We start from the raw sequence: 13,979 nt of genomic DNA on the forward strand, positions 1-13,979 counted from the left end.
TGGACAGCGCGGTGACCATCGGCATCCGCGATATTGCCGGTTACGAGGCCGCCGCGCGTGCACGTGCCGACTACCCGTGGCTCAAGGTCAAGGTCGGCAAGGGCTCGCCGTTGGCGGCTGTGGCGGCAGTGCGTCGTGGCGCGCCGCACGCGCGGCTGATTGTCGATGCCAACCAGACGTGGAGCATCGAAGAGTTGCGCCAGTACGTGCCGGCATTGCTGCCCTATGGCGTGGACCTGCTCGAACAGCCGGTCGCGGTGGCGCACAGCGCGGCCCTGGCCGGATATGACGGTGCGATTGCGGTCTGTGCCGATGAGGCGCTGTCGACGCTGGAGGATCTGCCGCAGCTGATCGGACGCTACCAGTTCGTCAACATCAAGCTGGACAAGACCGGTGGCCTGACCGCCGGACTGGAGCTGGCCCATGCGGCGCGGGCGGCCGGCTTCCGCCTGATGGTGGGCTGCATGCTGGGCGGATCGATCTCGGTCGCGCCGGGCATGGTGCTGGCGCAGCTGTGCGAAGTCTGTGACCTGGATGGCCCGTGGTTGCAGGCCGAGGACTGGGACAACGGCATCGTCTATCAGCACGGTCGGATGAGTCTGCCGACGCTCTGGGGGTAGCCCTTTACCGGCGGCCGGTTGCGATTGCGGCAACCGGCCTTCGCCCGGGCACGGTCAGTCCTGCGCGCTGGACCAGTCCACCGCCGGATAGTCGCCTTCACCGAAAAAGCGCCGCAGCACCTGCTTGTAGGTGGCCGGTCCGTTGTCGCTGTTGGTGAACAGCGCGATGCTGTCGCCGCTGCGCGGGTCGAGCATGAACAACGCCTTGAAGCCGGGGTTGTCGCCCCAGTGCCAGACCAGTGGCCGGTTGTTGGCGTTCTGCAATCCCACTCCCAGTCCCCAGTCGATGAACGGATCGGCCGCACTGGGCGTGTCGGTGTCGTCGGCATTGCTGGACGCGGTGAACATCAGCGCATGCGTGGCCGGTTGCAGGCCTTCGCCGCGATACAGCGCACGCTGGAGGAAGTGGTGGTAGTCGCGCGCGGTGGTCACCAGCGTCCAGGCCGTGTTCTCCCAGCCGAAGACGCGGTCGCGTTCGGGCGTGCCGTCCTTGCCGTGACCACGGGCCTTGCGCTCGTCAAAAGCGTGATCGGTCATGAAGTGGCTGCTGGGCATATCGAAACGCGAGAACACCTCCTGCGTTGCCAGCTGTTCCCAACGCTTTCCGGTGAGGTGCTCAAGCGTGCGCTGCAGCAGGTAGAAGCCTTCGCCGGAATAGCCGAAACGTGCGCCGGTGGCGAACCGGTTCTGCAAGGGCGTCTGGTCGATAGCCGGATTGGACGGGGAGATCTGCCAGTTCGGCAGGCCGCTGGTGTGGTCGAGCACCCTGCGTGCGGTGATGGTGCGGGCCTGGGGATTGTCCTTGATCCGCTGCGATGGCCAGTAGTCCCACAGCGGCGTGTCCAGATCGATCGTTCCGGCATCGGCCAGCCGCAGCGTGATGTAGGCGCCGATCACCTTGGACAGCGATGCGGCCTGGAATACGGTCTGGTCGGTGACCGGGGCGGGGGCGTCATTGCGCATGACGCCGTGGCAGTACAGCGTGGCGGCGCCGTTGTGCGCGTAGACCAGCTGCGCACCGGGAACCCCCTGCGACCGCATTGTCTGGCGGAACTCTTCGAGCGCCGCATCCGTATCCCGGGTGTCAGTGCCACCCGGCACGCCGTCGCATCCGTGGACGGACAGTACTTGCGCTGTCTGTGGCTGGGAGTGCGCGGCTGCTGTCGAGAACAGTGCCAGTGCAAGAACGGCCGAACGTGAGGTGTGGATCTTCATCTGCTCCCCAATGTGGTTCGAATGACGCGATGGACGTGGTGGCATGCCGTTCAAGAGCGGTACCGGCAGCGCGATGCCGTCAGCTGGCGAGCGGAAACCATACCGCATCCATGCAGCAGTAAAAGGCTTTTGCGAGCTGATATTCGCGCCGCAGCGGCAGTGGTTGCGATGACGCTGGAGACGCGAGCAAAGGCTGCTTACGCGACGCGAAGAATCGGGGTTTTTTCCGATGCGCTGGACAGGCTGCCGCGCCTAGCATCGCTGCCATGTTCCGAGGAACGGCTCCCCGACAGGCGCCGCGCCGGCCGCTTCCGCGCGCCACGGACATTCTCCGGTTCCGCAACGCCAACGCTGCGATGCAGTGCGCGTCGCCCGATGGCCTGCAAAGGCGAGGAGCCGGGTAGTTCTTCAGGAAGTTGATCGTTGCCGCTGTAGCGCCATCCAACCGATCCATGTCGAGCAACCGGGGAGACGAATACATGATGTCCATTGGCACCCATCCTTTGCCGCGCTGTCGCCTGGGAGCGGCGATCCTTCTGTCGCTGGCCCTTCCGGCAACCGCGTGGGCGGGAGCTGGCGTGGCGCAGGATGCCGGTGGTGCTGTTCCATCGGCCGACGCCAGCACGGCGCCGGCGGCCAGGACCCTGGACAAGGTCGAGGTCACCGGTTCGCGCATCAAACGCGCCGAGGTCGAGGGGCCGTCGCCGGTGGTGGTGATCACCGCCGAGGACATCAAGAAGCAGGGCTACAGCACGGTGGCCGAGGCATTGCAGACGCTGACCCAGTTCAATGGCGACGTGGTCGGTGGCGAGTTCAACGCCAGCTCCACCCAGCCGGATGCCTCGTTCCTCAACCTGCGCGGCCTGGGGGTCGGCTATCAGCTGATCCTGCTCAACGGCAAGCGCATGACCGAGTACGCGGCCAGCTCCGGTGCGGCCTCGACCGGGGTGAGCGTGGGCAGCATTCCGGCGGTGGTGGTGGAACGCATCGAGGTGCTCAACGGTGGCGCCTCGGCCATCTATGGTTCCGATGCCGTGGCCGGGGTGGTCAACATCGTCACCCGTGACAACTGGGATGGCACCCATCTGCGCATCCGTGGTGGCACCACCAGCCACGGTGGCGGAGACACCGGGCAGTTGCAGTTCAGCGGTGGCAAGACCTGGGAGCGCGGCAATGTCACCTATGCGTTCGAACAGCTCAATCGCGAGCCGGTCTTCTCCTGGCAGCGCGGCAACATCATCCGCACCGGTATGAACGCGCCGGGCAACGCCGGCACCGACCGCCCCACGTTCGGGCTGGACAGCGCGCTGATGGATGGCGGTTACAACGACTACTACTGGCTGGACAGCAGCGGCCAGCTGGTCTATGCCGGCGATCTGGATCCGGCCGCGGCCGCGGCAGCGCTGGAACACACCTGCCGCAACATGGGCAATAACTACTTCCCGATGTACGGCTCCTCCAGCAGCACGCTTCCCTACAGCTGCGGCAACGCCAACTATTACGACGGCGACACCCTGGCCAACAAGTACAACAAGACCTCGGCCTATGTGTCGGGCCACTACCGCTTCAGCGATGCACTGGAAGGCTACGGACAGCTGCTGGTGCAGCGCTCCCGCAGCGAGGCCGCACACCGCACCAGCATGTACCTGTACAACGCCGGCAGCGCGTATGACGTGAACATCGGCCAGTTCGAGTACTGGCGCGCGCTGGATCCCAACGACATCGGTGGCGCGCCGATGCGGCTGTGGAACGAAACCACGCTCAGTGCGAACGTCGGCGTACGTGGCACGCTCGCCGAGCGCTTCGACTGGGATGCCAGCCTCAGCTTGTCGCGCGATGAAATGAAAAGCAGCTGGAAGCAGCTGATCACCGACCGGGTCAACCGCTATCTGTTCGGCGAACGGGTAGGCGAGGTCGATGGCGCGCCGTTGTACCGGATCGATCCGACGGTGCTGTTCGGAATAATCACCCCGCAGCAGTACACGGCAATGACCGACACCCTGCACAACCGCAATCTGTCGCAGACCTCGCAGGCGCAGCTGGTGGTCAGTGGGCCGCTGCTGACCTTGCCGGCCGGCGAGGTGGAGATGGCCGCGGTGCTGGAGGCCTCGCATTCCAAGTACGAGCTGGGTCCGGACCGCCGCAGCGTGAGCACCTACCAGGGCGCCGACCGCACGTTCAATTTCACCGGTGTCGCCGGCGGTGGTCCGCGCGACCGCTACGGCGCCGGTGTCGAGTTCCGCGTGCCGCTGCTGCAGCGGCTGGTGGCCAACGTCGCCGGCCGCTGGGACAAGTACGACGACATCTCCGATGTCGGTGACGCCACCACCTGGCAGGCCAGCCTGGAGTGGCGGCCGCTGGACAGTCTGCTGCTGCGCGCCAGCCGCCAGACCAGTTTCATGGCGCCGAACATCATGTGGCTGTATGGCGAGCCGGTCACCAACTACGACGACTATGTCACCAACTACTATCAATGCCGTCTTGATGGTCTGGATCTGACCACCACGGCCGGCCTGACCCGGTGCGGCACCGATTACCACCAGGGCGCGTGGTACGTGGAAGGCGGCAACAACCGTCGCCTGCACGAGGAGACCGCCACCTCCAACGGGCTGGGCATCGTCTGGGATATCAGCCAGGGGCTGTCGCTCAGCGCCGACTACTGGGACATCAAGCTCAAGGGCAAGAGCCAGTATCTGGATACGGCGACCTTGATGAACGAGAACGCCAACTGTCTATTGGGCAAACGCGTGGACGGCACGGCGGTCGATCCGGCCTCCGCAGCCTGCGCGATCTACCTGGACTATGTGAAGCGCGATGCGGCCGGCAACGTCACCGAGTACTTCCTCGATGCGATCAACCAGGCCGGCATCCGCACCAGCGGTGTCGATGCAAGCCTGCGCTATGCCTGGGATGGCGGGCGCTGGGGCAGTTTCAACGTCAACGCCGGCTACAGCCGCACCCTGCGCTACGACGTGCAGGTGGCCGCCGGTGATCCGTGGCAGGACTACATGGGCTGCTCCTACTCCTCCACCTACAGCTGCGGCAGCCAGCCGCTGGCGTTCCGCAGCCGCACCAACTGGACGCTGGGCTGGAACCGGGAGGACTGGTCCGGCAGCGTCTATGGCTACCGCAACGGCGCGCGGGTGAACTACCAGCCACCGGCTACCTGCCTCGTACGTGCAGTGGAACGCCAGTCTGTCGAAGAAGATCACCGACAACGTGCGCCTGGGCGTTGATGTCACCAATCTGTTCGACCAGTACGGGCCGAAGGATTCGACCATGACCTGGTATCCGTTCTACCAGAACATCTACGGCATCCAGGGCCGCGCGGTCTACGTGAACCTGGATATCGATTTCTGATTCTGGAAGCTGCGTGGCCTGCCGCCGTGGCAGGCCACGCATTGGCTCACTTCACCCCGTGCATCATCCGCTTCAGCAGCGGCGAGGCGAGCAGGGCCACGGCCGCGCAGCCCAGGCCGATCCACATCAGCAGCCAGAACAGGTGTTCGTAGCGGGCGGCGGCCTGGACCAGATCCATCACTTCGCCCTCGGGCACGTCGATGGCGGCGAGCTTGCCGAACAGGGCGGCCAGCGTCTCGGAAAACGCGGTGGCCAGGAACCAGGTGCCCATCATCAGGCTGACCACACGCGGCGCGGCCAGCTGGGTGACGGCCGACAGGCCGACCGGTGACAGGCACATCTCGCCGCTGGCGAGCACGAAGTAGGCCAGCACCAGCCACCACACGCTGGCCATCTGCCCGGTGGCGCCCACCTGCTGCGCCGCCAGCGCCAGCGGCACGAACGACAGCGCGCCCAGCACCAGTCCGTAGGACGACTTCAGCGGCTTGGACGGATCCAGCCCGCGCCGGTCCAGCCAGGCCCACAGGCTGGCGAACAGCGGTGCCAGCAGCACCAGGAACAGGCCGCCCAGATAGGTCAGCGAGCCGGCGTTCTGCGGAAGCACCAGACAGTCGCGCACCAGCATCACCAGCATGGCCACGGCGATCACCGCAAACAGCGTGCGCGGCGCATTGGAGCCGGGGTTGCGGTCCGACAGCCGTACCGCCAGCACGAAGCCCAGCGGCGCCAGCAGCAGCGAGAGGATCGACCACGGCATCGGCGTGCCGCCCTGGATCACCAGCGCCGGCACCAGATCCTTGGTCAGCAGACGGTCGGTGAAGGTCACCCAGGAGCCGTAGGTCTGCTCGTACAGGGTGAAGAACACCAGCGCCATGAAGATCAGCACCATCAGCGCGATCATCTGCTGGCGCTGCACCGGCGTGCACTGGGTGCCGGTGAACCAGGCAAACCAGACCAGCACCGCACCGAGCACCACGATCATCAGCATCAGCGCCAGGCTCAGCTCGCCGCCGAGAGCGAAGGCGCCATTGGCCGCGGCCCACATCAGCGCGGCCACCGGCACGATGCCGGCAATCGCCGCGGCGTAGATCAGCCATTCGCGCGGTAGGCCCAGCACGCGTTCGCGCAGGGTCGCCGGTTGCGGCGGTTCGGCATGGCCGTGCAGGTATTTCTGCCCCCACACGAACATGCCCAGGCCGACCAGCATGCCGATGCCGGCCGCGCCGAAGCCGTACTTCCAGCCGTAGGCCTCACCGAGGAAGCCGCAGACCAGCGAGGCGAACAGCGCGCCGAGGTTGATACCGGCATAGAACAGCGAGAAGCCCGAATCCCGGCGCGGATCGTTTTCCGGATACAGCTTGCCGACGATGGTGGAGATGTTGGGCTTGAGGAAGCCCACGCCCATGATGATCAGCGCCAGCGACAGGTAGGTCACGCCCAGCGCAGCCTCGTCGCGGACCACTTCGCCGGCCACCCGGTGCGCGGCGTGGCCCTCGAAGGCCATGCCGGGGTGGCCCAGCACCAGCAGGATGCCGCCGAAAACCACCGCCTTGCGCATGCCCAGCCAGCGGTCGGCCAGCAGGCCGCCGACCACCGGGATGCAGTAGACCAGGCCGCCATAGGCGCCCAGCAGGTCCAGGCCGGCCTTGTCGCCGAACAGGTGGTATTTGGTCAGGTACAGCAGCAGCAGCGCTTTCATTCCGTAGAAGGAGAAGCGCTCCCACATCTCGGTGAAGAAGCAGACGTAGACGCCCTTGGGGTGGCCGAGGAAGTCGTCGGAGCGGGCGTCGTTCAGGGCAGTTGCGGTCATCGGTGGTGCCGGGTGGGACAGCGGCCGAGTATAGGACCGCTGCCCCGTGCTGCGCGCTCAGAGGTAGCGCAGCCAGGCCAGATCACGACGGCGTGCCTTGAAGCGGGCAAAGGCACGGGTGGCGGGATAGAGCAGCACCGCCAGCACGGTGCTGATCAGCAGCACGGCTGACACCGCCTCGACACCGAAGTAGGGGCCATGGTTCGCGCCCCAATACGCCATCGCCGCCACATACAGCAGTTTCAGTACATACAGGTGCAGCAGGTAAAAGAACATCGGCGCCGCGCCGATCGATGCCAGTGGCTGCAGCCATGCCGCGATGCGGGGTTGCTCGTACAGGCGCAGCAGCAACAGGCCGATACCCAGCGTCAGCAGCAGGAACTGCAGCGAAGGCGGGTACTTGGTGACATTGAGCAGGCTCATCAGCGTCAGTCGGGCGTCGGCGAAGTGCAGCCACGGATGGTCGCCGTAGACATTGGCGGCACGCAGCAGCACGAAGCCGACCAGCATCGCCATGCCGGTGAGCAGCAGCCAGCGCTGGCGCTGCGACGCCGCGCGGTTGCTGGCATACCACGGGCCGAGCACATAGCCCAGGACAATCACGCCGATCCACGGCAACACCGGGTATGACGTGCGCAGCCGCCGGGCGTCGCCCAGTTCGATCCAGTCGCGCTGGTGCAGGATCTTCCAAAGTGTTGCTAGCACGCCATTGCCCTGGGCCTGAAGCGGATCAAGCAGGTTGTGGCCGGCAATGATGACTACTGCAAGGGCCAACAGCAGCTTGCGCGGCAGCCACAGCAGGCCCGCCAGCGCGATCATGCTCAGGCCGATCGCCCAGATCACCTGCAGGTAGAGCGTGCTGGGCGGGAACTGGAAGGTCCAGGCGAAATTGACCAGGGTCAGCTCCAACACCACCAGAAACAGGCCGCGCTTGAGCAGGAACGCGGCGGTGGCGCGTCGCGGGTCGGGCTGGCGCTGGCCATACAGCCATGCCGACAGGCCGGTAAGCAGCACGAATACCGGGGCACACAGATGGGCCAACAGGCGGAAGCTGAACAGGACGGGCGAAACCGAGCCAACGTCCATCGGGTCGTTGACCTGATGATGCAGATAGAAGGTCTCGCGGACATGGTCGATCAGCATCAGCAGCATCACCGTGCCGCGCAGCTGGTCGATGGAGGCCAAGCGAGTGGTCAGTACAGGGGGCATGGGCGGAGTTTTCTGAAAAGATATAACATAACATATCAGGCTGGAGCGGGCGATTTTGCCGATATGGCGCACAGAACATGCGGATTCATGGGATTGCAGCCGTGCAGGGCGGCAGCGCTGCGTTCAGACTGGACTTGCCGTTAAGCCAGCGTTAGCGTGAAGCGGTTTTTTGCCATTCAAGGGCTTTACATGAACAACGCTGCGCCTCGGCAGCTCACCTTCCGCGCGGTGGTGCTTGCCATCGTGCTGGCGGTGATCCTGTCCGCTGCCAACGCCTATCTGGGGCTGTTCGCAGGTCTGACCATCGCCACCGCCATTCCCGCCGCCGTGATTTCGATGGGCGTGCTGCGCCTGCTCGGTGGCGGCACCATCCTGGAAAACAACATCGTCCAGACCGGCGCCTCGGCCGGCTCGTCGATCGCCGCCGGCGTGATCTTCACCATCCCGGCGCTGGTGATCATGGGCTACTGGCCGGACTTCAAGTACTGGTGGGTGCTGGGCATCGCCGGACTGGGTGGCCTGCTGGGCGTGCTGTTCTCGGTGCCGCTGCGGCGCTCGATGATCGTCGAGGACCCGCTGCCGTTCCCCGAAGGCAAGGCGGCCGCCGAAGTGCTCAAGGCCGGCGAGAACCCGGGCCCGGGGCTGAAGATCCTCGCCCTGTCGGCTGTGATCGGCGCCGGGGTCAAGGTCGCCGCGGCCAGCGGCATGCGCCTGATCCCCGATACCTGGGCGCAGTCGGCCTATCTCGGCAGCTCCAAGGTCACCGCCTTTATCGGCACCAACCTGTCGCCGGCGCTGCTGGGCGTGGGCTACATCGTCGGCCTGAATGTGGGCATCGTGGTGCTGTCCGGCGCCATCCTGTCCTGGCATATCGCCATTCCGCTGTATCAGGCGTTCTTCGTGAACACCGATCCGGCGCTGGCCGCGCAGATCGCCACCGCGTCCTCGGCCGAGGCGGCTTTCGCCATCTGGGGCGCCAAGATCCGCTATCTGGCGTCGGCGCGATGCTGATCGGCGGAATCTGGACGCTGTTCTCGCTGCGCAAGTCGCTGCTCAACGGCGTCAAGAGCGGCTTTGCGGCCGCCCGCAAGAGCAGCGGCCCGGCGCTGGACCACACCGAACGCGACCTGCCGATGAAGTGGATGCTGATCGCGCTGGTCGCCTTCGTGCTGCCGCTGCTGGGCCTGTACCAAGCCATCGTCGGCCAGTGGCTTGTGTCGATCCCGATGACCCTGATCATGATTGTCGCCGGCTTCCTGTTCGTGTCGGTCTCGGCCTATCTGGCCGGCTGATCGGTTCGTCCAACAACCCGGTCTCGGGCATCACCATCTCCACCATCCTGTTCGCCTCGGCGGTGCTGGTGGTGCTGCTGGGAGATTCCGGTCTGGAGAAGGTGGGCGTGGGAGGCGCACCGCTGGGCGCGGTGGCCGCGATCATGATCGGCGCGGTGGTGTGCTGCGCCGCCGCGGTTGGGGGTGACAACCTGCAGGACCTGAAGGCCGGTTACATCGTCGGTGCCACGCCGTGGAAGCAGCAGCTGATGCTGGGTATCGGCGCGTTCTCCTGCGCGCTGATCATGGCGCCGGTACTGAACCTGCTGGCGACCGCCTACGGTATCGGTGCGCCGACTGCCGAGCATCCCAATGCGCTGGCGGCGCCGCAGGCCAACCTGATGGCCTCGGTGGCCCGCGGCCTGTTCGGCGGCGACCTGCCGTGGCTGTTCATCGCGATGGGCGCGGCAGTGGGGGCGGTGATCATCGCCATCGACGAATGGCTGAAGAAGACCGGCAAGCGTTTCCGCGTGCCGGTGCTGGCCGCGGCCATCGGCATCTACCTGCCGCTGGAGCTGATGGTGCCGATCTTCCTCGGTGGCCTGATCTCCCATCTGGTGGAGCGGTTCCACAAGGTCCGTGCCGACGATGAAGCCGGCCGTGACCGCGTGCACAAGCCGGGCGTGCTGTTTGCCGCCGGCCTGATCACCGGTGAGGCGCTGATGGGTATCGCCATCGCTGTCCCGATCGTGATCACCGAGCGGGCCGATGTGCTGGCCGTGCCGGTGCAGTTGCCGGCGGCGCAGTGGATCGGCCTGGCGGTGCTGGCCGTGGTCGGCTGGCTGATCTACCGCGTGGGCAAGCGTGCCGAAGGCGCCGTGTAAGCAGCCTTTCCGCTGAAGGCGTGCCGCCTTTGCCGTGTGCCTCTCCGGAAGAACGGAGAGGGATAGCAGAGCCGCCCTCCGGGGCGGCTTTGTTTTGGGCGACCTGCGGAAACCGGGCGTTACCGCAAAACCAGCCCTGGCCCGCTTTGCGTTTCGCGGTGGTTGGCCGGGCATGACTTCAAGCCTTTGCCACGGGCGGACCGGGGCGCCTACCATCGGCGTTTGCCGTTTTCTCCGGAGATGCCCATGAAGCTTCGTCACGCCCTGTTGCCGTTGTGCCTGCTTGCCGCGTTGCCCTCGCTTGCCAATGCACGCGGATTTGAAGTCCGCGACATGGTCAAGCTGGACCGAGTGTCCGCTCCGTTGCTGACCGGCAACGGAGGGCAGGTGGTATTCACCAAGCGCGTGGTCGATGCCGACCTGAAGGCCAGCAGCAGCCTGTGGATCCGTGACCTGCGCACGCGCGATCTGGCGCCGCCGCGCCCGTTCACCCCGGAAGGCTGGAACGTCAATTCCGCCTCGGTCTCCGCCGATGGCCAGACCGTGTATTTCCTCAGCGGCAAGCACGGCAGCCAGCAGCTGTACGCGATGTCCCTGGCCGGTGGCGCGCCGCGCCAACTGACCGACTTCCCGGTGGATGTGGACAGCTACCGCATCTCGCCGCAGGGCGACCGCGTGCTGTTCAGCACCGGCGTGTTCCAGGACTGCGGTTCGGACCTGGCCTGCACCAGCAAGCGGCTTGACGCCGAGAAGGCGAAGAAGACCAGCGGGCAGGTGTTCGACAGCATGTTCGTGCGTCATTGGGACACCTGGAATGATGGCCGCCGCAATACCTTGTTCGTTGCGCCGCTGCCGACCGCCGGTACGGCGCCGGTGAAGGGTGCCTCGGCGATCAGCGCCACGCTGGCAGGCGATGCGCCGTCCAAGCCGTTTGGCGGCAATGAGGATTTCGTCTGGTCGCCGGATGGCAAGACCGTCGTGGCCAGCATCCGCGTTCAGGGCAAGCAGGAGCCGTGGTCGACCAATTTCGACCTGTACCGGCTCGATGCCGCCGGCAAGAAGGCGCCGGTCAACCTGACCGCCGCCAACCCCGCGTGGGATGCCGGTCCGGTGTTCAGCGCCGACGGCAAGACCCTGTTCTACCGTGCGATGAAGCGCCCGGGCTTCGAGGCCGACCGATTCGGCCTGATGGCGCTGGATCTGGCCAGCGGCAAGACCCGTGAGATCGCCCCGCAGTGGGACCGCTCGGCCGATGGCATCACCTTGTCGGCCGATGGGCAGACCCTCTACACCACCGCGCAGGACATGGGCGAACATCCGCTGTTCGCGGTCAACATCGCCAGCGGCGAGCCGACCAAGCTGGTGGGCGAGGGCAGCATCTCGTCGTTCGATATCGCCGGTGATGCGCTGGCCTTCACCCGCAACTCGCTCAAGAGCGGCGACCAGGTGTTCACCAGCAGCACTGCTGCCGGCGCACCGCAGCGCGCGATCACCCAGAGCGCCGGCGAAATGCTCGAAGGCGTGGACTTCGGTGACTTCGAGCAGTTCTCGTTCAAGGGCTGGAACGACGAGACCGTGCACGGCTACGTGGTCAAGCCGCACAACTACGAGGAAGGCAAGCAGTACCCGGTGGCGTTCCTGATCCACGGCGGCCCGCAGGGCAGCTTCGGCAACGGCTGGAGCTATCGCTGGAATCCGCAGACCTATGCCGGCCAGGGCTACGCGGTGGTGATGATCGATTTCCACGGCTCCACCGGCTACGGCCAGGCCTTCACCGATGCGATCAGCCAGCACTGGGGCGACCGCCCGCTGGAAGACCTGCAGAAGGGCTGGGCCGCGGCGCAGCAGAAGTACCGCTTCCTCAACGGCGACAAGGCCTGTGCGCTGGGCGCCAGCTACGGCGGCTTCATGGTCAACTGGATCGCCGGCAACTGGAACGAGCCGTGGAAGTGCCTGGTGAACCACGACGGTGTGTTCGACCAGCGCGCCATGGGTTACGCCACCGAAGAATTGTGGTTCACCGAGTGGGAGCAGGGCGGCACGCCGTATGATGTCCCGCAGAACTACGAGAAGTTCAACCCGGTCAACCACGTCGCCAACTGGAAGAAGCCGATGCTGGTGGTGCAGGGCCAGCTGGACTACCGCATCCCGGTGGAGCAGGGCCTGGCCACGTTCACCGCGCTGCAGCGCCAAGGCATCGAGTCCAAGTTCCTGTACTTCCCGGACGAGAACCACTGGGTGCTCAAGCCGCACAACAGCGTGCAGTGGCATGACACCGTCAACGGCTGGCTGAAGCAGCACATCGGCCAGTAACGTTGTACGCAAGGGCACGTCCATACGGACGTGCCCTTTTTGTTTCCGTCCTGTTGGCGGGAATCCTTCGGATCATTGGCAGACGATGCCCAGAACCGCTGACGGCGGTTTTTTGTGGACGCCTGCATGTCACGGCAAACAGGGGAGAGCACGGCGATGGTGGCAGCGGCAACGGGCGCATTGATCAGCAACGACATCATCGTGTTCGGCCTGATCGCCGCCACGCTGGGCGGCATTTTCTGGAGCTCCAGCAGCACGCTGCCGCTGCTGAAGAAGTTCTACAGTTTCGTGCCCGCGTTGCTGCTGTGTTACTTCATTCCCGGCCTGTACAACACCTTCGGCCTGATCGATGGTGAAACCACCAAGCTCTACAACCCGGTCGCGCGCGATGTGTTCCTGCCCGCTGCGCTGGTACTGCTGACCCTGTCCATCGATCTGAAAGGCATCCTCGGCCTGGGCTGGAAGATGCTGGCCATGTACGTGGCCGCGGTGCTGAGCATCATGCTCGGCGCGCTGGTGGCGTTCTGGCTGATGTCCTGGATCCATCCGCAAACGATGGCCGGTGCCACCTGGGGCGGCATGGCCGCGCTGGCGGGCAGCTGGATCGGTGGCGGCGCCAACATGCTGGCGATGAAGGAGATCTTCGAGGTCGATGCCACCACCTTCGGCCAGTTCGCGGTGGTCGATGTCGGCGTGGGCTATGTGTGGATGGCGGTACTGATCTTCTTCGCCGCGCGTGCGCCGGCGCTGGATGCGCGCTCCGGCGCCGATACCCGCGCGCTGGATGAGCTGCGTGACCGTGTGGCCACTTACCAGGCCCGGCACGCGCGCATACCCGTACTCGGCGATCTGATGGTGATGGCGGGCGTGGCGTTCGGCGCGGTAGCGCTGGCCCATGGCCTGGCCGGCCCGCTGTCGGGCTGGTTCGCCGCCAACGTCAGCTGGTCCAGCGCGGTGAGCATGGACAAGCCGTTCGTGTGGGTGGTGCTGCTGGCCACGTTCATCGGGCTGGGGCTGAGCTTCACCCGCGCCCGTGAGCTGGAAGGCGTGGGCGCCTCCAAGTGGGGCTCGATGTTCCTGTACTTCCTGATCGCCTGCATCGGCATGCAGATGGATCTGCTGGCGCTGCTGCAGAAGCCGTGGCTGTTCGCCCTGGGCGTTCTCTGGATCGGCGTGCACATCGTGCTGCTGTGGCTGGCGGCCAAGCTGCTGAAGGTGCCGTTCTTCTATTTCGCCATCGCCTCGCAGAGCAATATCGGCGGGCCGGCCTCGGCGCCGGTGCTGGCGACCGCGTTCC

Annotated in this window: 8 protein-coding genes and 1 pseudogene; 6 read left to right on the top strand and 3 right to left on the bottom strand. The window is 65.7% G+C overall.

Translation table 11 applies throughout. From position 1 onward, the window contains the following. Nucleotides 1-620: enolase C-terminal domain-like protein (locus JCM9942_RS04260; protein ID WP_304941116.1), on the top strand; the 620-nt coding region annotated here is incomplete at its 5' end. A 54-nt stretch (nucleotides 621-674) separates the two neighbouring features. Here JCM9942_RS04260 and JCM9942_RS04265 read toward each other — a convergent pair. Then, a complete protein-coding gene (locus JCM9942_RS04265; RefSeq protein ID WP_054657874.1) occupies nucleotides 675-1,721 on the bottom strand; it encodes a serine hydrolase domain-containing protein in 1,047 nt (348 codons plus the stop codon). 596 nt (nucleotides 1,722-2,317) lie between these two features. Here JCM9942_RS04265 and JCM9942_RS04270 point away from each other — a divergent pair. Further along, complete coding sequence (locus JCM9942_RS04270; protein WP_157722763.1) at nucleotides 2,318-5,071, top strand: TonB-dependent receptor plug domain-containing protein; 2,754 nt, start codon at nucleotides 2,318-2,320, stop codon at nucleotides 5,069-5,071. After that, entirely contained in the window at nucleotides 5,055-5,195 is a 141-nt protein-coding gene (locus JCM9942_RS18815; RefSeq protein WP_256202296.1) for a hypothetical protein, read from the top strand. The genes JCM9942_RS04270 and JCM9942_RS18815 overlap by 17 nt, the downstream gene beginning before the upstream one ends. Nucleotides 5,196-5,241: 46 nt before the next feature. Here JCM9942_RS18815 and JCM9942_RS04275 read toward each other — a convergent pair whose 3' ends face one another. After that, the gene (locus tag JCM9942_RS04275; protein WP_054657878.1) at nucleotides 5,242-7,005 is read right to left on the bottom strand and encodes a peptide MFS transporter; all 1,764 of its coding nucleotides are present in this window, start codon (nucleotides 7,003-7,005) and stop codon (nucleotides 5,242-5,244) included. 57 nt (nucleotides 7,006-7,062) lie between these two features. After that, nucleotides 7,063-8,214 carry an acetyltransferase domain-containing protein gene (locus JCM9942_RS04280; protein ID WP_054657880.1) on the bottom strand — a complete coding sequence of 384 codons (1,152 nt, stop codon included), beginning with the start codon at nucleotides 8,212-8,214 and terminating at the stop codon, nucleotides 7,063-7,065. A 189-nt stretch (nucleotides 8,215-8,403) separates the two neighbouring features. Between JCM9942_RS04280 and JCM9942_RS04285 the strand changes: the two are divergent. From JCM9942_RS04285 to JCM9942_RS04295, 3 genes and pseudogenes are all read left to right on the top strand, one after another. After that, nucleotides 8,404-10,369, top strand: a pseudogene (locus JCM9942_RS04285) (OPT family oligopeptide transporter). A 246-nt stretch (nucleotides 10,370-10,615) separates the two neighbouring features. Further along, the gene (locus tag JCM9942_RS04290) at nucleotides 10,616-12,682 is read left to right on the top strand and encodes an alpha/beta hydrolase family protein (protein ID WP_054657882.1); all 2,067 of its coding nucleotides are present in this window, start codon (nucleotides 10,616-10,618) and stop codon (nucleotides 12,680-12,682) included. Between the two features lie 159 nt (nucleotides 12,683-12,841). After that, nucleotides 12,842-13,979: DUF819 family protein (locus JCM9942_RS04295; RefSeq protein ID WP_054657884.1), on the top strand; the 1,138-nt coding region annotated here is incomplete at its 3' end.

Source organism: Stenotrophomonas pictorum JCM 9942 (assembly GCF_001310775.1).
Lineage (GTDB): Bacteria > Pseudomonadota > Gammaproteobacteria > Xanthomonadales > Xanthomonadaceae > Stenotrophomonas > Stenotrophomonas pictorum.

Bases quoted from the DNA above. Each gene is read 5' to 3' on its own strand.
- JCM9942_RS04270 (WP_157722763.1), top strand. From the start codon at position 2,318: ATGTCCATTGGCACCCATCCTTTGCCGCGCTGTCGCCTGGGAGCGGCG.
- JCM9942_RS04290 (WP_054657882.1), top strand. From the start codon at position 10,616: ATGAAGCTTCGTCACGCCCTGTTGCCGTTGTGCCTGCTTGCCGCGTTG.
- JCM9942_RS04275 (WP_054657878.1), bottom strand. From the start codon at position 7,005: ATGACCGCAACTGCCCTGAACGACGCCCGCTCCGACGACTTCCTCGGC.
- JCM9942_RS04280 (WP_054657880.1), bottom strand. From the start codon at position 8,214: ATGCCCCCTGTACTGACCACTCGCTTGGCCTCCATCGACCAGCTGCGC.